Genomic DNA, 25,117 nt, shown 5'->3' with positions numbered 1-25,117 from the left:
TGGTTATTGTTCTACGGCCATCAGACGTCGGTATTCATCCCACGCATAGAGGTCGGTCATACCGCTGATATAATCCTGCAGCAGGCGGCAACGGTAATAATATTCCCATAGCGGAAACTCAGGAGAATCTGACGGTAATTTACTGACAGCCTCGACATAGGCTAGTCGATGGCGCGTCGAGAGTTTGTGGAATAAGCGCGATTCAATAGGGAAACGTCTCACCCGTTCTTTTTCTACCAGTTCAGTAAAGTCTGATAACGACAGGCTTAATAAAGGGCGATAAATCTCTAATAATCCGCTAATGACCCGATAGCCCTGCAATTCAAGCTGCTCGACATCTGGATGGCTAAACACATGTTTTACAGCGACATTTTTATAAAGCTTAAGAAGATCGCTGCATTCGCTGGCATCTTCCAATAATGCATGATTAAACGTTCCGGCGAAAATCGCAGGCAGATTATCAATAAATCGTTGTGCCGCGTAGGGTACCAGTTTATTTAGAGTGTTTACCCTTAAATACATAAAAAACTGATCTTCCGTACTGCGGCTTAAACTATTTGAGCGTGATTTTTCCCAGGCATTTTCAACCACCAGCGAAAAGAGCGAACCTTTCTCATGCTGGCCCCACGCTTCGTGCAAATGATGATAAAGCTGCTCAACGGTAAATATTCTTTTCTCTACCGCATCTTCAAGATCTGCCACACAATAGGAGATGTCGTCGGCAGCTTCCATAATCCACGTTAATGGAAAACGACTGTAAAGCGCCAAATTAAGTTCTTTACGCAACCGGGCAATATAGGCTTCCTCAGAAAGATAATAACCCGGCTTTTTCATTAAATAGTGATGTGTCTCAGGCGTTTCGCCACGCCACCACGCCGGACGGGTATATTTTAAAATACCGCCAACCTGTGCCCAGGTGAGATTCATCCGCATCAATGTATGCACCAAACGAATACCCTGTGCGTTACCTTCAAAATGACATAAGTCCTGACGTATTTTGCGCCGCAGCTCGTTAAGCGGTTCTTCCCCGTCCCGTAAACGTAGTGCTGCCACGCTGCAGCGATCGTCAGTCAGAGGCTGGCTTTCGGCATCTTCCGGGTGCAAACGCTGGCGAAACCAGTCATTTATCGCCGCTTCGCCAAAATGACCAAACGGCGGATTGCCGATATCGTGCATCAGGCATGACATCTCAACAATGCTTTCAAAGGGCCCGGTCAGTTCATCGAGACCATACGCCTCCAGTAATTTAAGCTCTTTCAGGCGGCTTAAAATCTCTTTAGCGATATAACGCCCCACCTGCTGGACTTCCATCGAGTGGGTAAGACGCGTGCGCACGGCGGCATTGCGCTCCAGTGGAAAAACCTGGGTCTTTTGTTGCAGACGACGAATTGCCGGAGAGTTGATGATACGCCCGCGATCGCTCTCGAAGATCCGCAGGATCTCATGTTCGGTTTTAACGCCCTGTGGTGAACGGTAACGACGATGCCAGTTTATTTTTTTTCGGAAATCAATCTGTGCCATGTCCTCTCCCGCGTGAGAAATACGCTTCCCCGTAAGCGCATGGTAAACTATGCCTTCAAATCGGGCTTATCGCGAGTAAATCTATGAAAATCGGCATCATTGGTGCAATGGAAGAAGAAGTTACGCTGCTGCGTGACAAAATCGAAAACCGTCAAACTATCAGTCTGGGCGGTTGCGAAATCTATACCGGCCAACTGAATGGAACCGAGGTTGCGCTTCTGAAATCGGGCATCGGTAAAGTCGCTGCGGCGCTGGGTGCCACTCTGCTGTTGGAACACTGCAAGCCAGATGTGATTATTAACACCGGTTCTGCCGGTGGCCTGGCACCAACGCTGAAAGTGGGCGATATCGTTGTCTCGGACGAAGCTCGTTATCACGACGCGGATGTCACGGCATTTGGTTATGAATACGGCCAGTTACCAGGCTGCCCGGCAGGCTTTAAAGCTGACGATAAACTGATCGCTGCCGCTGAGGCCTGCATTGCCGAACTGAATCTTAACGCTGTACGTGGCCTGATTGTTAGCGGCGACGCTTTCATCAACGGTTCTGTTGGTCTGGCGAAAATCCGCCACAACTTCCCACAGGCCATTGCTGTAGAGATGGAAGCGACGGCAATCGCCCATGTCTGCCACAATTTCAACGTCCCGTTTGTCGTAGTACGCGCCATTTCCGACGTGGCCGATCAACAGTCTCATCTTAGCTTCGATGAGTTCCTGGCTGTTGCCGCTAAACAGTCCAGCCTGATGGTTGAGTCACTGGTGCAGAAACTGGCACATGGCTAAGTCACTGTTCAGGGCGCTGGTCGCCCTGTCTTTTCTCGCGCCGCTGTGGCTCAATGCCGCGCCGCGCGTCATCACGCTTTCTCCCGCCAACACTGAACTTGCCTTTGCCGCCGGGATCACGCCGGTTGGGGTCAGCAGCTATTCCGACTATCCTCCACAAGCGCAAAAGATTGAGCAGGTTTCCACCTGGCAGGGGATGAATCTGGAACGCATTGTCGCGCTGAAACCCGATCTGGTGATTGCCTGGCGTGGAGGTAATGCCGAGCGGCAGGTTGACCAGCTGGCTTCTCTGGGAATAAAAGTGATGTGGGTCGATGCGACAAGCATTGAACAAATTGCCAATGCGTTACGTCAACTGGCCCCCTGGAGTCCGCAACCAGACAAGGCCGAACAAGCCGCGCAATCCCTGCTGGACCAGTACGCGCAATTGAAAGCGCAATATGCTGATAAACCTAAAAAACGTGTTTTTCTGCAATTCGGCATTAATCCGCCATTTACCAGTGGAAAAGAGTCGATTCAGAACCAGGTACTCGAAGTTTGTGGCGGAGAAAACATCTTTAAAGATAGCCGGGTTCCCTGGCCGCAAGTTAGCCGCGAACAGGTGTTAGCACGCGCGCCACAGGCGATTGTCATTACAGGCGGACCGGACCAAATTCCTAAAATCAAACAATACTGGGGTGAACAGCTCAAAATTCCCGTTATTCCTCTCACGAGTGACTGGTTTGAACGTGCAAGCCCACGTATTATCCTCGCTGCACAACAGCTCTGTAATGCGCTTTCACAGGTAGATTAGTGCCTGACCTTTTCAGGTGCTCAGTGGGGATTGAACAATGCTCGTCTATTGGCTGGATATAGTCGGCACAGCGGTATTTGCTATCTCTGGCGTTTTGTTAGCCGGAAAATTGCGTATGGACCCTTTTGGTGTTCTGGTACTGGGCGTGGTTACCGCAGTAGGCGGCGGAACAATTCGCGACATGGCGCTGGATCACGGCCCGGTATTTTGGGTGAAAGATCCCACCGATCTGGTCGTTGCAATGGTCACCAGCATGCTGACCATCGTGCTGGTGCGCCAGCCAAGACGCTTACCAAAATGGATGTTGCCGGTGCTGGACGCCGTTGGTCTGGCGGTATTTGTCGGCATTGGCGTGAATAAAGCCTTTAATGCGGAAGCCGGTCCGTTAATCGCGGTTTGTATGGGCGTCATTACTGGCGTTGGCGGCGGGATCATTCGTGATGTACTGGCCCGCGAAATCCCCATGATTTTACGTACAGAAATCTACGCAACTGCCTGTATTATCGGCGGTATTGTCCACGCTACGGCTTATTACACATTTTCCGTACCACTGGAAACAGCCAGTATGATGGGCATGGTCGTGACGCTATTGATTCGGCTGGCGGCTATTCGTTGGCATCTTAAGCTACCGACGTTTGCGCTGGATGAGAATGGTCGTTGAAGAGAGAAGATGTGCCGGATAGTTTATCCGGCACATGAACAGCAGATTAGATACTAAAGGAAGAACCGCAACCGCAGGTGCTTTTCGCGTTCGGGTTGGTCACGATGAAACGAGAACCTTCCAGACCTTCGGTATAGTCAACGGAACCGCCGACCAGATATTGCAGGCTCATCGGATCAACCACCAGGCCAACGCCCTGTTTTTCGATGGTCATATCGCCTTCGTTCACCTGATCATCAAAGGTGAAACCATACTGGAAGCCGCTGCAACCGCCACCGGTGATATACACGCGTAATTTCAGATTCGGGTTATCTTCGTCAGCGATCAGGCTTTTAACTTTGTTGGCTGCTGCGTCGGTAAACTCCAGCGGCAGTGCTACGTCATCACTCATATTTTGCTCCAAACGACATCGGCAATTGGGCAAATTCTAACCCAATAATAATCGCCATTATCTAATACCCTGGTATTTCGTTCAAGTATTCTCGCTGGCTGATGCGGCCTTGCTTCGCGCCAGTTGCTCAGCTTCCTGTTTCGCCAGCGTGCGCGCAAGAATCGCCGAGTATAGCGGTTTCCCGCCGGTAAATTGCGCTAATAGTGTTGCGCCAAGACCGGTAATAATCATTGGCAAAATGAGCTGGTAGTTATCGGTCATCTCCAGAACCAGAATAATCCCCGTTAACGGCGCACGAATAGATGCCGCCAGTAACGCCCCCATTCCGGCAATAGCAAACGTCCCCGCCTCAAGGTGATATTGCGGAAACAACTCAACGGCAACCATTCCGAAAGCGGTTCCCAGCACAGTACCCAGCGCCAGCATCGGGGCAAAAATACCGCCCGGCGCGCCGGAAGAGAAGCAAAGTAAGGTGGTAATGACCCGCGCGACGAAGATAAACACCAGCATTCCCATGCTGAAATTCCCCGCGGTAGCGATAGGAATCAGGTTAAAACCGCCGCCCGACGTTGCTGGTGCCACAAACCCCAGCAATCCACACAGACCGCCAATCGCACCGCCCATCAGTACCCATTTGGTAATATTGCCGCCGTGCACACGGTGCAGCAAATCCTGCATCCCCAGCACCCATTTATTAAAAATAGGGCCGAAAATGCCAAAAATAATACCGAGGATCAGATAAAGCCACAGCGTATTAAGCGGCGCATCAGAAAGTTTACCGACGTCAATCAACGCAACTTCATGATTAAAAATCCGGTACATAATGGTCGACATAATGACGCCAATAAATACCGCTTTAATCGAAATTAACGTATAGCGAAACTGCGGACGCATCTCTTCGATAATAAACAAAATACCCGCCAGCGGCGCGTTAAAGGCCGCAGCCAGCCCCGCAGCAGCACCGGTTGCCAGTAGCGTATGACGAGCTTCGTCACCTTTCAGGCGGAAAACATCGAGTACCATCCGCCCGATATTGCCGCCTATCTGCACGGTTGGCCCTTCGCGCCCCAACACCATGCCTCCGCCAAGTGTTCCCAGCCCGCCAAAGAATTTCACCGGCAACACACGCCACCAGCGAACGGGACGTTGATCTTCCAGCGCCCCTTCAATTTCCGGGATCCCCGAACCACCTGCTTCCGGCGCGTATTTGCGCACCAAAAAGTAGCCGAACATCGCCAGCACCGCCGAACAGAGAAAAGCGACGGTTAACAGTAGCGGATAATTATCAGCAGTATGTACCAGTGCCCCCATACGTTGGTTCTGCAACCAGGCGACACCTTTGTCAAAAGCAACCGCAGCCAGCCCGACAAGCGTGCCGACGACTGCCGCCATAAACAAAATGGCTAACGGGGTTTTATCGCGCTCAAGAAGTTGGCGAATCAGTTGTCTGCGTCGCAGGCGCGCGGCCTGCGGTGTTTCTAAAGAGGGAGTATCAGTTTTCATCCAATGATCACTTATTGGTCATACAAATAAGATGACGGCATTTTACTCGCACGTTCCATGAAAATCCTTTGCAAAGCGTAATGTTTCAAATGCACAAAACTTTTATACTCTAAGAAATCAGGATTGCACCAGTACAAGCAGCCTGATGTTTGACGAGTATTTAACTTGTTATGAATAACATAGAATAGCAGCCATTCACTTTTTCTACGAATCAGGAACCCTCCATGAGTAAGTCTGAAAATCTTTACAGCGCAGCGCGCGAGCTGATCCCTGGCGGCGTGAACTCCCCTGTTCGCGCCTTTACTGGCGTGGGCGGCACTCCACTGTTTATCGAAAAAGCGGACGGCGCTTATCTGTACGATGTTGATGGCAAAGCCTATATCGATTATGTCGGTTCCTGGGGGCCGATGGTGCTGGGCCATAACCATCCGGCGATCCGCAATGCCGTGATTGAAGCCGCCGAGCGTGGTTTAAGCTTTGGTGCACCAACCGAAATGGAAGTGAAAATGGCGCAACTGGTGACCGAACTGGTCCCGACCATGGATATGGTGCGCATGGTGAACTCCGGCACTGAAGCGACGATGAGCGCCATCCGCCTGGCCCGTGGTTTTACCGGTCGCGACAAAATTATTAAATTTGAAGGTTGTTACCACGGTCACGCTGACTGCCTGCTGGTGAAAGCCGGTTCTGGCGCACTCACGTTAGGCCAGCCAAATTCGCCGGGCGTTCCGGCAGATTTCGCCAAACATACCTTAACCTGTACTTATAACGATCTGGCCTCTGTACGCGCCGCGTTTGAGCAATACCCGCAAGAGATTGCCTGTATTATCGTCGAGCCGGTGGCAGGCAATATGAACTGTGTTCCGCCGCTGCCAGAGTTCCTGCCAGGTCTGCGTGCGCTGTGCGACGAATTTGGCGCGTTGCTGATCATCGATGAAGTGATGACCGGTTTCCGCGTAGCGCTAGCTGGCGCACAGGATTATTACGGCGTAGTGCCAGATTTAACCTGCCTCGGCAAAATCATCGGCGGTGGAATGCCGGTAGGCGCATTCGGTGGTCGTCGTGATGTAATGGATGCGCTGGCCCCGACCGGTCCGGTCTATCAGGCGGGTACGCTTTCCGGTAACCCGATTGCGATGGCTGCTGGTTTCGCCTGTCTGAATGAAGTCGCACAGCCGGGCGTTCACGAGACGCTGGATGAGCTGACAACACGTCTGGCAGAAGGTCTGCGGGAAGCGGCAGAAGAAGCCGGAATTCCGCTGGTGGTAAACCACGTTGGCGGCATGTTCGGTATTTTCTTTACCGACGCCGAGTCCGTGACGTGCTATCAGGATGTGATGGCCTGTGACGTGGAACGCTTTAAGCGTTTCTTCCATATGATGCTGGACGAAGGTGTTTATCTGGCACCGTCAGCGTTTGAAGCGGGCTTTATGTCTGTGGCGCACAGCATGGAAGATATCAATAACACCATCGATGCTGCACGTCGGGTGTTTGCGAAGTTGTGATGATTTTGCCTCGCCCACCGGGCGAGGCATCCTATTAACGGCTCTGCTTTCTCAACAAATAGATAAAATATGGCGCGCCGATAAAGGTCGACAGCAGCCCCGCCGGGATCTGGAATGGAAACAGCACCATCCGCCCACACCAGTCAGCGAACACCAGCAGTAAACCACCCACCAGCGCCGAAATTACGATGTGTGGCATCGTCCGTCGAAAGCCCATCATCCGCGCAATATGCGGTGCCATTAAACCAACAAAACTCAACGGTCCAATGGTCATTGTCGCGGTCGCCGTCAGGCAAGCCGCTAACAGCAGCAGCGCAATTCGCGTCGGCGTCAGCGCCATCCCCACGGCTCGTGCGGTATCACCGCCCAGCGGTAAAATGGTCAGCCAGCGGCGGCACAGCGGGGTAATCGCCAGCAAAATCACCATCACAATTCCAGTACGCCAGACCTGCGCCTCGGTCGCGTTGTAGGTCGAACCGGAAATCCAGGTCAGAACTTGCGCCATTCGCGGGTCACCACTTGCCTGCAACATCATCAAAAGCATGGTGAACGCGGTACTTAACGCCATCCCCGCCAGTAACATGCGGTGTGGGGAAAATCCACCGCGTCCGGCGGCGATCATAATGATCAACAGCGTCACCGCCGCCCCGAGACTGCCTGCGGGTAACAGCCAGCCAAAGGCATTACCCGGCACCAGAAACAGCATTAACACCACGCCAAACGCCGCGCCGGAGCTAATCCCCAGCACTTCCGGGCTTGCCATCGGGTTTCCGGTCAGCCGCTGAATAATACAGCCCGCCACCGCCAGCATGACGCCCGCAAACAGCGCCGCCATAATTCGCGGCCAGCGCCAGGGCATCAAATCCTCGAGCAACGCCCCGCTCGCCCACGTCCAGCCGTGCGCATCACGACCAAACGACAGCGCCACCACCACAGCCATCAACAGCAGCACGCCGCCCGCGAGGGCAAACGCCAGCACGTGTTGGCGTTCAGCCGCGACACGATCGTTGACCTTCATATCCGGCGCGCTAATGCTACGTAAACGCGGCAGCAGCCACAGTAACAGCGGCGCACCGATCAACGCCGTCACCGAACCGGTGGAAACTTCCATCCACACGCGAGTCAGCCAGAGGATGATTTGATCAGAAAGCCACAGAATTAACGCACCAATCAGCGATGCCAGCATCAACCGTGGCAACAAACGCCGCGCCCCCAGCATTTTCGCCAGCAGTGGCGCGAACAACCCGATAAAGCCGATAATCCCCACCGCGTTCACCAGCAGCGCACTGATGACAATCGCCAGCGACAACGCCGCCAGACGCGCGAGCGACAAGGCCAGCCCGAGATTGCGCGCCACGCCATCATCAAGCCCCATCAGAGTTAACGGGCGAAGTAGCAATAACGTCAGCATCACGCCGCCCAGCAGCTGCGGCCATAAACGCTCAACGCCGCCCCAGTCGGTTTGCGTCAGCGTTCCGGTGCTCCACAGGAACATGCTTTGCAGTTGGTCATGATGGAAGATAACCAGTAACTGATTGATTGCGCCGCAATAAAGGCTCACTACCAGCCCCGCGAGGATCAGCGTTACCGGCGAAAGCCGTTTCCCCCACGCGACGCCAAAGACGATTAAGCCAACAACACAAGCCCCTGCCAGCGCAGCAAACTGGCTCGCCATAGCACCTGGGATCGCCCAGAGCGTGGTGACGGTAATCCCCAGTTGCGCGCCTGTTGCAACGCCCAACGTCGTCGGTTCCGCCAGCGGGTTACGCAGCACTTGCTGAAACAGCACGCCCACCAGCCCCAGGCCCGCGCCCACCAGCAGCGAAATCGCCAGACGCGGCAACAAGCTGTAGTGAAAAATCATCTGCTCGATGACGTCAATATCCGGCGACCAGGCGGCCTGCGCCCACTGGCTGCGCGGCAGCGCCTGCGAGAAGTTCATCCACGTGAGCGCCGTAGCGACAATCACTAACAGCGCCAGCAATAACGCCGGAAAAAGCGCAATTCGTTTACTCACGCTTTACCTCCAATGGCGTTATCCAGAATACGCACAAAGTGCATTGCCGAGAGCGTCGCACCATAAAACCAGACTGCAGGTACGCGCTGAAAGCGTCCGGCGCGGACAAACGGCATAGCCTGCCACAGCGGCGTCGCCATTAGGGTGTCCATGTCTTTGCTGTTGTCGTGATCAAAACAGAGCACATCAACGTCTTTATACGCTGCCAGACGATCGATACTGACAGCGGTACTGCCCCAGAAGTTGGTTTCCCCTTGCCAGGCATTTGGGATGCCGTACTCATCAAGAATTTCCTGGAACAGGCTGTTTGGACCGAAGACCAACATATGGCGCGGATCGATAAGTGTCGTCAGCAATAACGGGCGTGCACCACGCTTCACAAAGCGGGGTTTCATGCTGCGGATAAAGTCTTCATAGTGCGCTAAATGCGTTTCTGCTGCGCTTTGCAGGTTAAGTAAATCTGCCATTTCCGTCAGTGATTTACGCGCCATCGCCAGCGGCTGTTTGCCGTCACTGAAGTTAAATCCGCGACCCGGCGCAATGCGTGCCAGCATTTCTGGTGAAGGGCCATATCCTGCCGACCAGACCATAAACGATGGTTTCATTTCGGTCAGCAGTTCAAGGTTAGGTTCTGTGCGCAAACCGACGTCGATCACTGAGTCCGGCAATGGTGGTTCGCTGACCCACAGGCGATAGTTGATGGTATCCGCCACGCCGTAAGGCACGATGCCGAGCGCCAGCAGTAATTCCACCGGCAACCACTCCAGCGCCACAATACGATTGGGATCAATAGCCGCCGCGTGGGCGGTATTCATCTGCCATAACAACGGAGAAAGCGCCATCGCCGTTAACAGTCGACGGCGCGAAATAAGAGGTAAGCCGCTCATCAATAAACAAAACTCACAGGTGCAGCACCCGCCGGATGCGGCAAAATACCCATCGGGATGCCATAAATCATTTCAAGGGTTTCGCCGCGCATAATTTCCGCAGGCGTTCCCTGAGCAATCATTTCACCGCCGCGCAGGGCGACCAGATAATCACAGTAACGCGCAGCCATATTGATATCGTGCAGCACGGCAATGACCGTCAGGCCACGCTCCTGACTTAAACGATGCACCAGCGCCAGCACATCAACCTGGTGGGCGATATCCAGCGCCGAGGTCGGTTCGTCGAGCAACAGACAACGGCTATCCTGCGCCACCAGCATGGCGATCCACGCCCGCTGACGTTCGCCGCCAGAGAGACTATCGACCAGCCGATGCGCCAGCGGTTTTAAGCCAACCAGCGAGATAGCTTCCTCGACCTTTTCGCGATCTGCCGCACCAAAGCGCCCTAGTGCGCCATGCCACGGGTAACGACCAATCGCCACCAGTTCACGCACCGTCATCCCTTCTGCCGGAGGAAGCTGCTGCGGCAAATAAGCCACTTTGCGGGCAAACGCTTTGCTACTCCAGCTTTCCAGCGGCTGGGCATCAAGAAGAATCTCCCCTTCCGACGGCGGCTGATGACGGCCAAGCATTTTGAGCAGAGTGGATTTACCAGAACCGTTGTGACCAATCAGACCGGTCACTTTCCCGGCAGGAAAGGTTAACGACAGCGGATGCAAAAGCGTGCGCCCGGGCACACGAAAGGAGATATTACGCAGTGCAAAAGTGGTATCGGAATGATTCGTGTATTCCTGCATAACAGCCAACTTGTGAAACGGGCACGGAAATCCGTGCCCCAAAAGAGAAATTAGAAACGGAAGGTTGCGGTTGCAACGACCTGACGTTCTGCGCCCCAGAAGCAGCCATAGGTGTTAAAGCAGCTGGCGACGTATTCACGATCGAACAGGTTGTTGACATGCAGCGCCACGTTGGAGCCAGCCATGCCGACTCGCGCCAGATCATAACGCACTAACGCATCCACGACCGTATAACTTCCCACTTTAAAGGAGTTAGCCGGATCACCATAACTGGAGCCAGTATAACGACCACCGGTGCCCAGCGTCAGACCTGAAAGCGGACCGTCAAAGAAGGTATAGTCAGCCCACAGCGAAGCCATGTGTTTTGGCACCTGTGCAGGCGTATTGCCTTTATAGGTAGTATCGGTAGTGTATTCCGCATCGGTGTAAGTATAAGAACCGACTACGTTAACACTCGCCGACAGCGCCGCTTTCGCTTCAATTTCTACGCCACGAGCGCGGATCTCGCCACCTTCAACCGAGAAGAAGGAACCCTCAGGGTCCGCCATCAGGTTGTTGGTTTTAGTGAGATTATACACGGCACCAGTAACTACAATTGGACGATCTTCCGGTACATATTTCACGCCGACTTCATACTGCTTACCTTTAGACGGTGCGAAAATATTACCATCCTTCCCAACTTGCGAAGAAGGTTCAAACGATTCGCTATAGCTGAAGTATGGTGTTACACCATTATCAAACAGGTAGTTAACACCACCACGCCAGGTAAACTGTTTGTCATCACGTTTATCGGTCGTTCCCGCTACGCGGTTAAGAGATTCTTGATCTGCCCAGTCGTAACGACCGCCCAGGGTGACCAGCACTTTATCCCACTGCGCCTGATCCTGAACATAAACGCCCGTTTGCTTCTGCTTATTCAGAATGCGGTACGGACCGGAGTTATCCGGGTCTTTCGCATTGAAGTCGAAATCGGTATTCACCGGATTGTACAGATCGAGCAGTGGCACAGAGTCGTCGTAACCAAACCAGGCGTTGATGTCATTACGCATACGCATAAAGTCGACACCGGTCAGCAGAGTGTGGTCGATATCGCCAGTGGCAAACTTGCTCTGCAACTGGGTATCAACGGAGAAGTTTTGCAGCTTCTCATCATCAACGACGTATTTACGTGCCAGATAATGGCCTTTATCCGCTGGCGCTAATGCTGCACACTGTTTGCTGTAAGCATTCGCCGGATCGGAGCAGACGCCGTAACCATAAACGCTGTTTTGCGAGGTTTTGTTTTCAGCAAAGCGCAGGTTCTGACGCACAGTAAAGGTGTCGTTAAATTCGTGATCGAAGCTGTAGCCCACCATCTTCTCATTACGAGAATAGGTGTTGTTCTTCGCCCCTTCATTAAAGTCTGTCGGCAGACGCTTACCGTTCGGCAGCGGCTCAACGGTTCCCTCTTTCGGCAACCAGCCGTAATAACCGGTTTCCGGTTCGTTCTGGAAGTAAGAAAGGAAAGTGAAATTGGTTTTATCATCCGGGCGCCAGGTGAACGCTGGAGCAATAGCATAACGCTGCTCTTCTGCCCCCTTCTGCTGAGCATTGGCTGAACGCGCAATACCAGTCAGACGATAAGAGTAAACGCCGTCATCATCCAGCGCATCACTGAAGTCAAAACCAGTCTGGAACAGGCTGTCAGTACCGGCTTTAAACTGAATTTCTTTCAGCGGTTCTGTAGTCGGGCGCTTGCTGACCATGTTCAACAGGCCGCCAGGGCTGCTTTTCCCGTACAGCACGGATACCGGACCACGCATGATTTCAGCGCGCTCCAGCATATACGGATCGATAACTGCATCGTTATAGAAGTTGCCCTGCATCTTCAGGCCATTCAGATAGTTGTTCTGGCTTTGGCCGTCAGCGGCGAATCCGCGGATGATCAGGTAATCGTAAGTGTTGGATGCGCCACGAGTTCCCACGGCAACGCCAGGAGTGTAGCTAAGAGCTTCTTTTACCGACTTCGGCTGATGCAGCGCCATCTCTTCGGCGGTCACAACAGAAATAGACTGTGGCACTTTTTGAATCGGCGTATCGGTTTTAGTGCCGGTAGCTGACTGTCGCGCCGCAATAGTTGCAGCCGGCCCCCATGCGCTTTCTTGCGGCGCAGGTGCAGCGGTAACGGTGATAGTGTCTTCTTTCGGTTCAACCGCTGCCTGTGCATAAACAGACATGCCGCTAACCGCTGTGGCTACTACAACTGCGATTTTACGCAGTGAGTGTTTTGGCTGAGCAGTTTTGGAACGCGCCATTGGTATATCTCTGATGTAAAGTGAATGATAACGTAAACGAGAATGATTATTATAAAGATAAGATAATATTCGAAACGCTGGCGGGTTCGCAAGCGGTACGCAATCTGAGCGTTCCTGAAGGGTTAATAAACAACCAGATGAAAAGAAAGGGTTAATACTTTGGGTGGGATGTTATTTTACCGGATGGCTACTCGCCATCCGGTATGTCACGCTTAGGCGTTAATTACTCCCAAACATATCCTTGATCCAACCGGCTACACCGTCGCTGTCTTTCTGCTCTTGCTGAGCAGGTTGCTGTTGCGGCTGTTGCTGCGGCTGAGAAGACTGATCAAACGGATTGCCTGACGGTTGCTGCTGCATCTCACTCTGCTGGCACAGCGATTGCGGATCGCTGGTCCAGACCGGCAAGACACGCATACCACCGCTGCAAACAAAGTTGCCGTCGTAGTCCACGCCCATATCTGCAATATCTTCTGGCGGAACAAGATTCAGCGGTGTTGGCGTCTGGTTAGCCAGATAACGCTGATAAATCGACATTGCCCCGCTGGCTCCATACAGTTTGGTCGGTTGGTTGTTATCACGGCCTACCCAGGTGATGGTCACCGTGCTGCCGTCAATGCCCGCAAACCAGGTATCTACGTTATTGTTGGTAGTCCCTGTTTTCCCTGCCAGATGCAGGTTCGGGTATTTCGCCCCAAGCTGACGCCCCGTACCACGTTGTACCACCTGCTGCATGGTCCATAGTGTCAGATATGCCGCCTGCGCCGGAACAGCGCGTTCTGCCTGCGGGAAACTCTGATACAGCACCTTGCCATCTTCCGCGATTACCGAACGCAGCGCAGAAAGTGGTGCACGGTTACCGCCGCTGGCGATGGTCTGGAAAGCCTGCGCCACTTCGATTGGCGTTAAGTTCAACGCCCCCAGCAGCATTGCCGGAACCGGATGCAGCTGATCTTTCGGTACGCCCAGTTTAATCCAGGTCTCCGTAACCGCAGGCAGCCCCAGCGCCATCCCCAGATTCACCGTCGGCACGTTCATCGAACGGGTCAACGCATCCACCAGCATCACTCTGCCACTTTCGCTATAACGACGGTCATCGTTCTGCGGTGACCAGACCTGGCCATTCGGCTGACGCAGCGCGATGGGCGCATCGGCAATCCACGTGTTCAGGCGATAGATTTTCGGCTGGCTTAAGGCAGTCAGATAAGTCGCTGGTTTTGCAAGGGAACCAATCGAACGACGCGCCTGCATCGCACGGTTGTAGCCCGCAAACTGCGGCTCAGAACCTCCAACCATCGCACGAACTTCACCACTAAAGCGGTCGACGACCACAATCGCGGTTTCAAGATCGCTCAACTTACGCTGTTTCTTCAGTGCCGGAATGCCTTCCACGGCGGCTTTTTCTGCCGCGTCCTGGGCCACCGAGTCAAAGGTAGTGAAGATCTTCACGCCGGAGAGATCTTTTACCTTATCGCCCAGTTTTGCCTGCAACTCCTGACGCACCAGCTGCATAAAGGCTGGCTGAGGAGAGATCACCCCACCGCGCGGCTGAACACCCAGCGGACGTGCACTCAACATGTCATAGAGTTCTTGATCAATAATCTGTTGCTGTTGCAGCAGACGCAGCACCAGATTACGTCGCTCCAGCGCCAGTTTCGGGTTACGCCACGGGTTGTAGATGGACGCCCCTTTCACCATACCGACTAACAGCGCCTGCTGATCGAGGCTTAGCTCTTCTACCGGGCGACCAAAGTAATACAAGCTCGCCAGCGGGAAGCCGCGGATTTCGTTGTCGCCGCTCTGACCGAGATACACCTCGTTCATATACAGCTCAAGAATACGGTCTTTGCTGTAACGCGCGTCCATGATCAGCGCCATGTAAGCTTCGTTCGCTTTACGCCAGTAAGAACGCTCACTGGAGAGGAACAGGTTTTTCACCAGTTGCTGAGTCAGCGTACTCGCCCCCTGCACCGTGCGTCCAGCAGTCAGGTTTGCCAGCACCGCACGTCCGATTGAGTAGAGACTGATCCCATCATGCTCGTAAAAATGACGGTCTTCTGTCGCCAGCAAAGTATCCACCAGCAAATCCGGGAAACCACTGCGCGGCACAAACAGACGTTGCTCACCGTTTGGTGAAGAGATCATAGTGATCAGGCGCGGATCAAGACGGAAGAAACCGAACTGACGGTTGTTCTCCATATTGACGATCGTCGCCAGATGATCGCCATCAAAGGTCAGACGTGCACGCACCTGCCCTTCTTTACTGTCCGGGAAATCAAACGGACGGCGGATCATCTCAATGCTGTTGGCCTGCACGGTAAATTCGCCAGGACGGGTCATTTTCGACACCTGACGATACTGGGTCGCCTCCAGCAGCTTCACCATCTCGTTCTTGCTGATGGTCATGTCTGGCTCAAGGTTGACCATCCGGCCATAAACTGCCGCGGGCAGTTGCCAGACCTTGCCATCAATACGGCTGCGAATTTTTTGATCGAGATAAACGCCGTAAATGGCGATCAGCACGGCAAAAACGATAGCCAGTTTTAGCAGCAGCCATAGCCAGCCGCGTTTGCCACGAGGCTTACGCCCTTTGCCTTTGCCCTTACCTTTGCGCGGCATCGGTTCTTCATCCTCATAGTCATCATAATCGTCGTAATCATCGTCATCTTCGTAACGACGACGGCTTACCTTTTGTTTGACCGGACGCGTCGGTTTCCCTTTGCGTCCAATTGGCTCGCGGTCATTCCCGGCCATGCTTTTTCTCCGCAATATTCAGGCGCAAAAGCCCGATTTTCTGTTCTTCTGTTGCAAGACAGAAGAAGATATCTCTCAAATTTACTTTGATCTTCACGAATACTTTTTCGTTCGTCGCGTTGGTGCGGTGTTTGCCGGGTCGTCCGGCCAGACATGTTTGGGATAACGCCCTTTCATCTCTTTTTGCACCTCACGGTACGCTCCTTTCCAGAAGGCGCTCAAATCACGCGTGATTTGCAGCGGCCTTTGGGCAGGGGAAAGTAACTCCAGCACCAGCGGCACGCGCCCCTGGGCGATCGTCGGATTGGTGGCCTCGCCAAACATCTCCTGCATTCTCACCGCCAGCGCGGGCGGGTTATCTTCATGATAACGAATGGCGATCCGGCTTCCCGTCGGCACAGTGTAATGCGCAGGCAATTCACTATCCAGACGTTGCTGCATTACCCAATCAAGTAATCCACGCAGTGCCTGATAAATATCGAGTGATTTCAAGCCGCGTAGCGAATGTACGCCTGTCATATGCGGCAGTAGCCACGTTTCCAGCGTCGCCAACAAACTCTCATCATCAACCGCTGGCCAGTCATATTCCGGCAACCACTTTGCGGCGCATAACAAACGCAAGCGTAGCTGTTCCGCTTCCGCCGTCCAGTTGAGCACGCTTAAACCTTTATCACGAATGCCGTTAAGCATCGCCTGATGCAACTCGTCTTCCGAGGGTTTCGCCAGCGGTTGCACTTTTACCGTCAACTGACCGATTTGCAGCCGACGCCAGGCTTTCAGCGTACCTTGCGCGTCATCCCACTCCACGGTGTCCGATTGCTGTACCAGCTGCGGGCAGCGTTGTACTAACTCATCAATATCGACCGGTAGCGCCAGTAAAATCCGCGCATCCGGCGAGGCGCTGCCCTGCAATAATAACGGTGCGATCAACCATTCGTGGCGGCTTAGCGCATCGTCGGCATCGAGCATCGCCCCCATGCCGTTCGCCAGTTGATAGCGTTCATCTTGCCCACGGCGACGAGCAATGCGATCGGCATACGCTCTGGCAAGTAGCGGCGCGATAAGCGAACTGTCTGCCTCACCGCCGCGTACGTTTAAGCGTTTTAACAGTTGCTGACTACGTTGCTGCCAGGCGGGTTGATTGCGCGAAAACGCCACGCCCAGGTCACTATTGCCCATCCGTGGCGGCTCTTCGAGAATGGCGGCAATTTTTGCCGCGGTAGCAGCTTCGTCGTCGCTCTTTGCGCTCACCAGCATTGCCGCTAAACGCGGATCGTTACCCAGCGTCGCCATTTTCTGCCCTTTCGTGCTTAGCCGTTCACCGTCCATCGCCCCCAGCATCCGTAACAGGCGTTTCGCGGCCTGTAAATTCACGGCTGGCGGTTGATCCAGCCAGCTCATCTGCGTCGGATCGCTGCATCCCCATTGCAGTAATTCCATCAGCAAACCGGAGAGATCGCTTTGTAATATTTCTGGTTCACTTTGCGCGGAGGCGCGTTCTGCTTGTTCTTTGGCGATTAAATGTAAACAGATCCCCGGCTCCAGACGTCCGGCACGCCCGGCGCGTTGCGTCATTGATGCCTGGCTAATGCGTTGGGTAATCAGCCGCGTTAGCCCCGTGCGCGGATCAAAGCGCGCCACACGTTCCTGAGCACAATCCACCACCAGACGAATACCTTCGATGGTTAAACTGGTTTCAGCAATATTGGTTGCCAGCACCACTTTGCGCATCCCTTCTGGTGCCGGAAGGATCGCTTTTCGCTGATCGTTCAGCGACAACGCGCCATACAGCGGGCAGAGCAACACATCACTACCGATGCGCGAAGCCAGTTGTTCCTGAACGCGCTGAATTTCTCCGACACCCGGTAAAAATAACAGTAATGAGCCGCTTTCCTGATGCAGCAATTCGGCGGTGGCAACCGCCACGGCTTCATCAAAACGCTGATGAGCGGGCAGCGGTAAATATCGGCGTTCAACCGGAAACGAGCGCCCTTCTGAGATGACGACGGGCGCTTCTGGCAGCATCTGCTGCAAGCGGTCATTGTCCAGCGTAGCCGACATAATCAGCAGTTTAAGGTCATCACGCAGACCTTGTTGCACATCGAGTAACAGCGCCAACGCCAAATCCGCCTGCAAACTGCGCTCATGAAACTCATCGAGGATCACCAATCCAACATCGCTCAGTTCCGGGTCACGCTGGATCATGCGCGTCAGCACGCCTTCGGTAACCACTTCCAGGCGGGTATTCGGCCCGACGCAGTTTTGCGCACGCATCCGGTAGCCAACGGTATCGCCTGGCTTTTCGTTAAGCAGCTCCGCCAGCCGTTGCGCAACGTTACGCGCCGCCAGACGACGCGGCTCCAGCAGGATAATTTTCCCGTTAATGCCTGGATGCGCCAGCAGTTGCAGCGGCAGCCAGGTTGATTTCCCGGCCCCGGTCGGCGCACTTAATAACACCTGCGATGCACCATCGAGGGCAGCAAGTAACTCAGGTAAGACGGCAGCAACGGGCAACGACGACACAAAACGCTCCAGAGGGTTAACATTCTTCGCGCCACATTGTAGCATCGCGGTAATTCATAACCGAGTGCCTCACATGTCTGAACCGCAACGTCTGTTCTTTGCTATCGACTTACCTGCAGAAATCCGCGAACAGATTATCCACTGGCGCGCCACACACTTCCCACCTGACGCGGGACGTCCGGTCGCCGCCGATAATTTGCATCTGACTCTGGCATTTTTAGGCGAAGTGAGCGCGGAGAAAGAGAAGGCGCTTTCACTTTTAGCCGGACGGATTCGTCAGCCCGGTTTCACACTCACGCTTGATGACGCCGGTCAGTGGCTGCGTTCGCGTGTGGTATGGTTAGGGATGCGTCAGCCGCCACGCGGCTTAATCCAGCTGGCGAATATGCTCCGCTCACAGGCTGCCCGCAGCGGTTGTTTTCAAAGCAATCGTCCGTTTCATCCACATATTACCTTATTGCGCGACGCCAGCGAGGCGGTGACAATCCCGCCGCCAGGTTTTAACTGGTCGTATACGGTGACGGAGTTCACCCTTTACGCCTCCTCGTTTGCCCGTGGACGCACACGCTACACGCCGCTAAAACGCTGGGCGCTAACGCAATAACAAGGATTGTTGCAATGGAATTTTCTCCCCCTCTACAGCGCGCGACGCTAATTCAGCGTTACAAACGTTTTTTAGCCGATGTGATCACACCCGATGGTCGCGAATTAACGCTACACTGCCCGAATACGGGTGCGATGACCGGTTGTGCAACGCCTGGCGATACCGTCTGGTATTCAACTTCAGACAACACCAAACGGAAATACCCACACACCTGGGAATTAACTCAAAGCCAGAGCGGCGCATTTATTTGCGTCAATACACTTTGGGCTAACAGGCTGACGAAAGAGGCTATCCTTAATGAATCAATTTCAGAACTGTCAGGCTATAGCTCGCTGAAAAGCGAAGTAAAATACGGCGCAGAACGCAGCCGTATTGACTTTATGTTGCAGGCGGATTCGCGTCCAGACTGCTATATTGAAGTGAAATCGGTTACGTTAGCGGAGAACGAACAGGGATATTTTCCCGATGCGGTCACTGAACGAGGTCAGAAACACCTTCGGGAGTTGATGAGCGTAGCGGCTGAAGGCCAGCGTGCGGTTATCTTTTTCGCCGTGCTGCATTCAGCCATTACACGGTTTTCACCCGCGCGCCACATCGATGAGAAATACGCGCAACTATTGTCAGAAGCTCAACAGAGGGGGGTAGAAATTCTGGCTTACAAAGCGGAACTTTCTGCCGAAGGCATGGCTCTTAAAAAATCACTACCGGTTACATTGTAGTAGAGTAAGTAACTGGTTAATTTACATTCTGGTCGCGTGCGCAAATACGCTTTTCCTCACACAGTTGTCAAGTGTTACGTTTAGATAATTGCTATCCGGAAAAGCATCTGCTATTTATAGCGGCCTCATTTTTCCCCCGAACATGGGGATCGATAGTGCGTGTTAAGGAGAAGCAACATGCAAGAAGGGCAAAACCGTAAAACATCGTCCCTGAGTATTCTCGCCATCGCTGGGGTGGAGCCATATCAGGAGAAGCCGGGCGAAGAGTATATGAATGAAGCCCAGCTGGCGCACTTCCGTCGTATTCTGGAAGCATGGCGTAATCAACTCAGGGATGAAGTCGATCGCACCGTTACACATATGCAGGATGAAGCAGCCAACTTCCCGGACCCGGTAGACCGTGCAGCCCAGGAAGAAGAGTTCAGCCTCGAACTGCGTAACCGCGATCGCGAGCGTAAGCTGATCAAAAAGATCGAGAAGACGCTGAAAAAAGTGGAAGACGAAGATTTCGGCTACTGCGAATCCTGCGGTGTTGAAATTGGTATTCGCCGTCTGGAAGCGCGCCCGACAGCCGATCTGTGCATCGACTGCAAAACGCTGGCTGAAATTCGCGAAAAACAGATGGCTGGCTAATTACAGCCGTTCCATCACGTTTACCACAGGCGGGAAATGCTCCCGCCTTATTTTTTGTTCAAAGAGATGACAGACACACACTATATTGGTCGCTTCGCCCCCTCTCCTTCCGGCGAGCTTCATTTTGGCTCTCTGATTGCCGCGCTTGGCAGCTATTTACAGGCTCGCGCCCGGCAAGGTCGCTGGCTGGTACGCATTGAAGATATCGACCCGCCTCGTGAAGTTCCCGGTGCCGCAGAGACTATCCTGCGCCAGCTGGAACATTACGGCCTGCACTGGGACGGCGACGTTCTCTGGCAATCGCAACGTCACCACGCCTATCGCGAAGCACTCGCCTGGTTATATGAGCAAGGACTAAGTTATTACTGCACCTGCACGCGTGCGCGTATTCAAAGCATTGGCGGTATTTACGACGGTCATTGCCGGGAATTACATCATGGACCAGACAACGCCGCAGTACGTATCCGCCAGCAGCATCCGGTCACCCAGTTTACTGACCTGCTGCGAGGCATTATTCACGCCGACGAAAAACTGGCACGGGAAGATTTTATTATTCATCGCCGTGATGGTTTGTTTGCCTATAACCTGGCGGTGGTGGTGGATGATCACTTCCAGGGCGTGAGCGAAATTGTCCGCGGGGCAGATTTGATCGAACCAACAGTGCGGCAAATCTCGCTGTACCAGCTTTTTGGCTGGAAAGTGCCAGATTACATTCATTTACCGCTGGCGCTTAATCCACAAGGCGCTAAACTTTCCAAGCAGAATCATGCGCCTGCGTTGCCGAAAGGCGATCCACGCCCGGTGTTAATCGCGGCACTTCAATTTCTGGGTCAACAGGCAGAAGCACACTGGCAGGATTTCAGCGTCGAGCAAATCCTTCAGTCAGCCGTCAAAAACTGGACGCTGACTGCCGTGCCTGAGTCAGCAATTGTAAATTCAACATTCTCAAATGCGTCATGCTGAGCTATGATTAGCCGCTATTTTTTTGTCCTGAATGATGTTTGACACTACCGAGGTGTACTATTTTTACCCGAGTCGCTAATTTTTGCCGCAAGGTGCTAAGCCGCGAGGAAAGCGAGGCTGAACAGGCAGTCGCCCGTCCACAGGTGACGGTGATCCCGCGTGAGCAGCATGCTATTTCCCGCAAAGATATCAGTGAAAATGCCCTGAAGGTAATGTACAGGCTCAATAAAGCGGGATACGAAGCCTGGCTGGTTGGCGGCGGCGTGCGCGACCTGTTACTTGGCAAAAAGCCGAAAGATTTTGACGTAACCACTAACGCCACGCCTGAACAGGTACGTAAACTGTTCCGTAACTGCCGCCTGGTGGGTCGCCGTTTCCGTCTGGCTCATGTGATGTTTGGTCCGGAGATTATCGAAGTTGCGACCTTCCGTGGACATCACGAAGGTAACGTCAGCGACCGCACGACCTCCCAACGCGGGCAAAACGGCATGTTGCTGCGCGATAACATTTTCGGCTCCATCGAAGAAGACGCCCAGCGCCGCGATTTCACTATCAACAGCCTGTATTACAGCGTGGCAGATTTTACCGTCCGTGATTACGTTGGCGGCATGAAGGATCTGAAAGACGGCGTTATCCGTCTGATTGGTAACCCGGAAACGCGCTACCGTGAAGATCCGGTACGGATGCTTCGCGCGGTTCGTTTTGCCGCCAAATTGGGCATGCGCATCAGCCCGGAAACCGCCGAGCCGATCCCACGCCTGGCAACCTTACTGAACGATATCCCACCGGCACGTCTGTTTGAAGAATCGCTGAAACTGTTGCAAGCGGGCTACGGTTACGAAACTTATAAGCTGCTGTGTGAATATCATCTGTTCCAGCCGCTGTTCCCGACCATTACCCGCTACTTCACGGAAAATGGCGACAGCCCGATGGAGCGGATCATTGAACAGGTGCTGAAGAATACCGATACGCGTATCCATAACGATATGCGCGTGAACCCGGCGTTCCTGTTTGCCGCCATGTTCTGGTATCCACTGCTGGAGACGGCACAGAAAATTGCTCAGGAGAGCGGCCTGACCTATCACGACGCTTTCGCACTGGCGATGAACGACGTGCTGGACGAAGCCTGCCGTTCACTGGCGATCCCGAAACGTCTGACTACGCTAACTCGCGATATCTGGCAGTTGCAGTTGCGTATGTCCCGTCGTCAGGGAAAACGCGCATGGAAACTGCTGGAGCATCCTAAGTTCCGTGCGGCATACGACCTGTTGGCCTTACGAGCCGAAGTTGAGCGTAACGCTGAACTGCAACGTCTGGTGAAATGGTGGGGTGAGTTCCAGGTTTCCGCGCCGCCAGACCAAAAAGGGATGCTTAACGAACTGGATGAAGAACCGTCACCGCGTCGTCGTACTCGTCGTCCACGCAAACGCGCACCGCGTCGTGAGGGTACCGCATGACAGTGGCGTATATTGCCATAGGCAGCAATCTGGCCTCTCCGCTGGAGCAGGTCAATGCTGCCCTGAAAGCATTAGGCGATATTCCAGAAAGCCGCATTCTTGCTGTTTCTTCGTTTTACCGCACCCCACCGCTGGGGCCGCAAGATCAACCCGATTACTTAAATGCAGCCGTCGCGCTGGAAACCACTCTTGCCCCTGAAGAGCTACTCAATCACACACAGCGTATCGAATTGCAGCAAGGTCGCGTCCGTAAAGCGGAACGCTGGGGACCGCGCACGCTGGATCTCGACATCATGCTGTTTGGTAATGAAGTAATAAATACCGAACGTCTGACCGTTCCGCACTACGATATGAAAAATCGTGGCTTTATGCTGTGGCCACTGTTTGAAATTGCGCCGGAGTTAGTGTTTCCTGATGGGGAGACGTTGCGTCAAATCTTACATACAAGAGCATTTGAAAAATTAAGCAAATGGTAATTTATTTATATTACGAATATAAATATTTTCTGAAAATCACACCGACTCTCTTTCCTTAATAACGATTTTAGTTTAAAAATTTTTTATAGAAACATAATATAAATTCCCGCTGAGAAATATCAATCCCATCGCCATACCCTAACTAATTGCACTTGTGAACTTAAATTTACTTAATATTGAATTAAGTAAATTTAATTTGTTCAAAAGCTTCTAAAGTGCACAATAGGCAACCTAATGAACAATGGTTGTAAATTTTGGTAACAAACATCATTGCTCATTAATATCTAACATTTGTTTCTCCTATTTGTGTCATGAATAGTTACTCTTCAAATATGTAGTCTGACTAATGGAATTTTATTCAAGGATTTTTATGTCTAAAAAATTAGGTTTTGCGCTGTCTGGTCTTATGCTGGCAATGGTTGCAGGTACTGCTTCTGCTGGTCTGGACGGTGGTCAGTTAAATATCAGCGGTCTGGTTGTTGATAATACCTGTGAAACTCGCGTAGACGGTGGCAACAAAGATGGTCTGGTGCTTCTGCAAACTGCAACTGTTGCTGAAATCAGTGCTGGCGTGTTGAATGACACCGTAGGTGCTAAAGCTAAACCTTTCAGCATCACCGTTGACTGCAGCAATGCAAACCCGAATCCTGGTAGCACCGCAAAAATGACCTTCGGTTCCGTGTTCTTTGGCAACAGCAAAGGGACTCTGAACAACGATATGTCTATTAACACGCCTTCTGACGGCGTAAATATTGCCCTGCACAATATTGATGGTTCCACTATCAAACAGGTTCAAATTAACAACCCAGGCGATATTTACACAAAAACGCTGGACGCTACGACTAAATCTGCAACCTATGATTTTAAAGCATCCTATGTCCGTGCTGAAGCAAGCCAGGCACCAACTGCTGGTTATGTTAAAACCAACACTGCATATACCATTACTTACCAGTAATCCTTCGTTAGATTCATAAACTGAATATCTATGGGAGTAACTTTCTTAATAGTGGAATGTTACTCCCTATTTTAATTAACTCTGTCGGGAATGGTTTATGTTTTTAAACGCTAAACATACTGCAGCTGTATGCTTCGCCACTTGTATGAGCTTAAGCGCATCGGCAATAGCAGATATCGTAATTTCAGGAACTCGCGTAATTTATAAAAGTAATGAAAAAAGCGTTAATGTTCGGCTGGAAAATAAGGGGAATAATCCGTTACTCGTTCAGAGCTGGCTGGATACTGGCGACGATAGTGCTGAACCAGGGAGTATTACTGTCCCATTTACCGCCACCCCTCCTGTTTCGCGAATTGATGCCAAACGTGGTCAAACTATTAAATTGATGTACACGGCTTCCTCACCGCTGCCAAAAGACCGAGAAAGTGTTTTCTGGTTTAACGTACTCGAGGTTCCACCCAAACCTGACGCAGATAAAGTCGCCAACCAGAGTCTTCTGCAATTGGCATTCCGTACGCGTATCAAATTATTTTATCGCCCGGAAGGTTTAAACGGACTGCCATCAGATGCACCCGCAGCACTGAAATGGTCATGGGCAACCTCTGCTGGAAAAACTGCATTGCGCGTCGCAAATCCGACACCGTATCACGTCTCATTCAGTAGTGGTGATTTAGTCGCCAATGGCAAAACCTACCCCCTGGATGTAAAAATGGTAGCCCCGCTGAGTGAAGAAACCTTCTACATAAAAGGCATGAGTGGTAAAGCAAGTTCTGCCAAAGTGCATTTCTTCGCCATAAATGACTTTGGTGGTGCAATTGAAGGCAATGCCAGCCTGTAACTAAATCAGGAATAAACGCAGCAGGAAGCACAACGTGTCCCGAA

General features: G+C 52.6%; 23 protein-coding genes. 12 read left to right on the top strand and 11 right to left on the bottom strand.

All coding sequences use genetic code 11. The annotated features are described in order from the left end of the window. Nucleotides 1-3 precede the first annotated feature (3 nt). Nucleotides 4-1,521, bottom strand: a complete 1,518-nt coding sequence (gene dgt / locus ACJHYW_RS17015; protein WP_000057070.1) for a dGTPase — start codon at nt 1,519-1,521, stop codon at nt 4-6. An 83-nt stretch (nt 1,522-1,604) separates the two neighbouring features. Between dgt and mtnN the strand changes: the two genes are divergently transcribed. The 3 genes from mtnN to ACJHYW_RS17000 are packed head-to-tail and all read left to right on the top strand — an operon-like array spanning nt 1,605 to nt 3,757. Beyond that, nucleotides 1,605-2,303 (top strand): 5'-methylthioadenosine/S-adenosylhomocysteine nucleosidase, encoded by a 699-nt coding sequence (mtnN, locus tag ACJHYW_RS17010; RefSeq protein ID WP_000689844.1) that lies wholly within the window; start codon nt 1,605-1,607, stop codon nt 2,301-2,303. Next, on the top strand, nt 2,296-3,096 hold the full coding sequence (gene btuF / locus ACJHYW_RS17005; protein WP_001306218.1) for a vitamin B12 ABC transporter substrate-binding protein BtuF: 801 nt from the start codon (nt 2,296-2,298) through the stop codon (nt 3,094-3,096). Before mtnN ends, btuF begins: the two co-directional genes overlap by 8 nt. 37 nt (nt 3,097-3,133) lie before the next feature. Then, nucleotides 3,134-3,757: a TRIC cation channel family protein gene (locus ACJHYW_RS17000; protein WP_000964221.1), complete on the top strand. Its 624-nt coding sequence runs from the start codon at nt 3,134-3,136 to the stop codon at nt 3,755-3,757. 46 nt (nt 3,758-3,803) lie between these two features. Here ACJHYW_RS17000 and erpA read toward each other — a convergent pair whose 3' ends face one another. The 4 genes from erpA to yadX are packed head-to-tail and all read right to left on the bottom strand — an operon-like array spanning nt 3,804 to nt 5,710. Next, a complete protein-coding gene (erpA, locus tag ACJHYW_RS16995; RefSeq protein ID WP_001295564.1) occupies nt 3,804-4,148 on the bottom strand; it encodes an iron-sulfur cluster insertion protein ErpA in 345 nt (114 codons plus the stop codon). Further along, nucleotides 4,141-4,206, bottom strand: a complete 66-nt coding sequence (yadW, locus tag ACJHYW_RS16990) for a small protein YadW (RefSeq protein ID WP_120795373.1) — start codon at nt 4,204-4,206, stop codon at nt 4,141-4,143. The genes erpA and yadW overlap by 8 nt, the downstream gene beginning before the upstream one ends. 23 nt (nt 4,207-4,229) lie before the next feature. Continuing rightward, the gene (gene clcA / locus ACJHYW_RS16985; RefSeq protein WP_000845408.1) at nt 4,230-5,651 is read right to left on the bottom strand and encodes a H(+)/Cl(-) exchange transporter ClcA; all 1,422 of its coding nucleotides are present in this window, start codon (nt 5,649-5,651) and stop codon (nt 4,230-4,232) included. A gap of 11 nt (nt 5,652-5,662) precedes the next feature. Continuing rightward, nucleotides 5,663-5,710: a protein YadX gene (gene yadX / locus ACJHYW_RS16980; protein ID WP_211180485.1), complete on the bottom strand. Its 48-nt coding sequence runs from the start codon at nt 5,708-5,710 to the stop codon at nt 5,663-5,665. Nucleotides 5,711-5,875: 165 nt separating this feature from the next. On the opposite strand from yadX, the gene hemL reads away from it, so the two are divergent. Further along, nucleotides 5,876-7,156 (top strand): glutamate-1-semialdehyde 2,1-aminomutase, encoded by a 1,281-nt coding sequence (hemL, locus tag ACJHYW_RS16975; RefSeq protein ID WP_000045309.1) that lies wholly within the window; start codon nt 5,876-5,878, stop codon nt 7,154-7,156. 34 nt (nt 7,157-7,190) lie between these two features. Here the strand turns inward: hemL and fhuB are convergent, their stop codons facing one another. From fhuB to hrpB, 6 genes are all read right to left on the bottom strand, one after another. Next, on the bottom strand, nt 7,191-9,173 hold the full coding sequence (gene fhuB, locus ACJHYW_RS16970) for a Fe(3+)-hydroxamate ABC transporter permease FhuB (protein WP_000044055.1): 1,983 nt from the start codon (nt 9,171-9,173) through the stop codon (nt 7,191-7,193). Then, nucleotides 9,170-10,060: a Fe(3+)-hydroxamate ABC transporter substrate-binding protein FhuD gene (gene fhuD, locus ACJHYW_RS16965; RefSeq protein ID WP_001361647.1), complete on the bottom strand. Its 891-nt coding sequence runs from the start codon at nt 10,058-10,060 to the stop codon at nt 9,170-9,172. The genes fhuB and fhuD overlap by 4 nt, the downstream gene beginning before the upstream one ends. Next, nucleotides 10,060-10,857 (bottom strand): Fe3+-hydroxamate ABC transporter ATP-binding protein FhuC, encoded by a 798-nt coding sequence (fhuC, locus tag ACJHYW_RS16960; RefSeq protein WP_001158929.1) that lies wholly within the window; start codon nt 10,855-10,857, stop codon nt 10,060-10,062. Before fhuC ends, fhuD begins: the two co-directional genes overlap by 1 nt. Before the next feature lie 50 nt (nt 10,858-10,907). Then, nucleotides 10,908-13,151: a ferrichrome porin FhuA gene (gene fhuA / locus ACJHYW_RS16955; protein WP_000124394.1), complete on the bottom strand. Its 2,244-nt coding sequence runs from the start codon at nt 13,149-13,151 to the stop codon at nt 10,908-10,910. A gap of 219 nt (nt 13,152-13,370) precedes the next feature. Then, complete coding sequence (mrcB, locus tag ACJHYW_RS16950) at nt 13,371-15,905, bottom strand: bifunctional glycosyl transferase/transpeptidase (RefSeq protein ID WP_000918166.1); 2,535 nt, start codon at nt 15,903-15,905, stop codon at nt 13,371-13,373. Nucleotides 15,906-15,998: 93 nt separating this feature from the next. Beyond that, entirely contained in the window at nt 15,999-18,428 is a 2,430-nt protein-coding gene (hrpB, locus tag ACJHYW_RS16945; RefSeq protein WP_001361646.1) for an ATP-dependent helicase HrpB, read from the bottom strand. A 73-nt stretch (nt 18,429-18,501) separates the two neighbouring features. Here hrpB and thpR point away from each other — a divergent pair, with 73 nt between their 5' ends. The 8 genes from thpR to ACJHYW_RS16905 all read left to right on the top strand — a co-directional run bounded on the left by thpR (nt 18,502) and on the right by ACJHYW_RS16905 (nt 25,073). Further along, nucleotides 18,502-19,032, top strand: a complete 531-nt coding sequence (gene thpR / locus ACJHYW_RS16940) for an RNA 2',3'-cyclic phosphodiesterase (protein ID WP_001294687.1) — start codon at nt 18,502-18,504, stop codon at nt 19,030-19,032. 14 nt (nt 19,033-19,046) lie between these two features. Further along, nucleotides 19,047-19,751, top strand: coding sequence for a DNA/RNA nuclease SfsA (gene sfsA / locus ACJHYW_RS16935; RefSeq protein WP_000396038.1), 705 nt, complete (start codon nt 19,047-19,049; stop codon nt 19,749-19,751). A gap of 177 nt (nt 19,752-19,928) precedes the next feature. Further along, complete coding sequence (gene dksA, locus ACJHYW_RS16930) at nt 19,929-20,384, top strand: RNA polymerase-binding protein DksA (RefSeq protein ID WP_001155227.1); 456 nt, start codon at nt 19,929-19,931, stop codon at nt 20,382-20,384. A gap of 66 nt (nt 20,385-20,450) precedes the next feature. Further along, on the top strand, nt 20,451-21,347 hold the full coding sequence (gene gluQRS, locus ACJHYW_RS16925; RefSeq protein ID WP_032245983.1) for a tRNA glutamyl-Q(34) synthetase GluQRS: 897 nt from the start codon (nt 20,451-20,453) through the stop codon (nt 21,345-21,347). A gap of 59 nt (nt 21,348-21,406) precedes the next feature. Continuing rightward, the gene (gene pcnB, locus ACJHYW_RS16920; protein ID WP_010723084.1) at nt 21,407-22,804 is read left to right on the top strand and encodes a polynucleotide adenylyltransferase PcnB; all 1,398 of its coding nucleotides are present in this window, start codon (nt 21,407-21,409) and stop codon (nt 22,802-22,804) included. Then, on the top strand, nt 22,801-23,280 hold the full coding sequence (gene folK, locus ACJHYW_RS16915) for a 2-amino-4-hydroxy-6-hydroxymethyldihydropteridine diphosphokinase (protein WP_000215148.1): 480 nt from the start codon (nt 22,801-22,803) through the stop codon (nt 23,278-23,280). Before pcnB ends, folK begins: the two co-directional genes overlap by 4 nt. Before the next feature lie 370 nt (nt 23,281-23,650). Then, on the top strand, nt 23,651-24,235 hold the full coding sequence (locus ACJHYW_RS16910) for a fimbrial protein (protein WP_000038446.1): 585 nt from the start codon (nt 23,651-23,653) through the stop codon (nt 24,233-24,235). A 97-nt stretch (nt 24,236-24,332) separates the two neighbouring features. Next, the gene (locus ACJHYW_RS16905; protein ID WP_000479540.1) at nt 24,333-25,073 is read left to right on the top strand and encodes a fimbrial chaperone; all 741 of its coding nucleotides are present in this window, start codon (nt 24,333-24,335) and stop codon (nt 25,071-25,073) included. Nucleotides 25,074-25,117 lie beyond the last annotated feature (44 nt).

The organism is Escherichia sp. WS3063 (genome assembly GCF_046486595.1).
GTDB lineage: Bacteria > Pseudomonadota > Gammaproteobacteria > Enterobacterales > Enterobacteriaceae > Escherichia > Escherichia coli.
Note: the sequence above shows the minus strand (reverse complement) of the source record. Positions and strands in the feature narration are given on the sequence as shown.

What these genes read in the sequence shown, in the direction of transcription:
- dgt (WP_000057070.1), bottom strand. Translation starts at nt 1,521, where the DNA reads ATGGCACAGATTGATTTCCGAAAAAAAATAAACTGGCATCGTCGTTAC.
- mtnN (WP_000689844.1), top strand. Translation starts at nt 1,605, where the DNA reads ATGAAAATCGGCATCATTGGTGCAATGGAAGAAGAAGTTACGCTGCTG.
- btuF (WP_001306218.1), top strand. Translation starts at nt 2,296, where the DNA reads ATGGCTAAGTCACTGTTCAGGGCGCTGGTCGCCCTGTCTTTTCTCGCG.
- ACJHYW_RS17000 (WP_000964221.1), top strand. Translation starts at nt 3,134, where the DNA reads ATGCTCGTCTATTGGCTGGATATAGTCGGCACAGCGGTATTTGCTATC.
- erpA (WP_001295564.1), bottom strand. Translation starts at nt 4,148, where the DNA reads ATGAGTGATGACGTAGCACTGCCGCTGGAGTTTACCGACGCAGCAGCC.
- clcA (WP_000845408.1), bottom strand. Translation starts at nt 5,651, where the DNA reads ATGAAAACTGATACTCCCTCTTTAGAAACACCGCAGGCCGCGCGCCTG.
- hemL (WP_000045309.1), top strand. Translation starts at nt 5,876, where the DNA reads ATGAGTAAGTCTGAAAATCTTTACAGCGCAGCGCGCGAGCTGATCCCT.
- fhuD (WP_001361647.1), bottom strand. Translation starts at nt 10,060, where the DNA reads ATGAGCGGCTTACCTCTTATTTCGCGCCGTCGACTGTTAACGGCGATG.
- fhuC (WP_001158929.1), bottom strand. Translation starts at nt 10,857, where the DNA reads ATGCAGGAATACACGAATCATTCCGATACCACTTTTGCACTGCGTAAT.
- fhuA (WP_000124394.1), bottom strand. Translation starts at nt 13,151, where the DNA reads ATGGCGCGTTCCAAAACTGCTCAGCCAAAACACTCACTGCGTAAAATC.
- mrcB (WP_000918166.1), bottom strand. Translation starts at nt 15,905, where the DNA reads ATGGCCGGGAATGACCGCGAGCCAATTGGACGCAAAGGGAAACCGACG.
- thpR (WP_001294687.1), top strand. Translation starts at nt 18,502, where the DNA reads ATGTCTGAACCGCAACGTCTGTTCTTTGCTATCGACTTACCTGCAGAA.
- sfsA (WP_000396038.1), top strand. Translation starts at nt 19,047, where the DNA reads ATGGAATTTTCTCCCCCTCTACAGCGCGCGACGCTAATTCAGCGTTAC.
- dksA (WP_001155227.1), top strand. Translation starts at nt 19,929, where the DNA reads ATGCAAGAAGGGCAAAACCGTAAAACATCGTCCCTGAGTATTCTCGCC.
- gluQRS (WP_032245983.1), top strand. Translation starts at nt 20,451, where the DNA reads ATGACAGACACACACTATATTGGTCGCTTCGCCCCCTCTCCTTCCGGC.
- folK (WP_000215148.1), top strand. Translation starts at nt 22,801, where the DNA reads ATGACAGTGGCGTATATTGCCATAGGCAGCAATCTGGCCTCTCCGCTG.
- ACJHYW_RS16910 (WP_000038446.1), top strand. Translation starts at nt 23,651, where the DNA reads ATGTCTAAAAAATTAGGTTTTGCGCTGTCTGGTCTTATGCTGGCAATG.
- ACJHYW_RS16905 (WP_000479540.1), top strand. Translation starts at nt 24,333, where the DNA reads ATGTTTTTAAACGCTAAACATACTGCAGCTGTATGCTTCGCCACTTGT.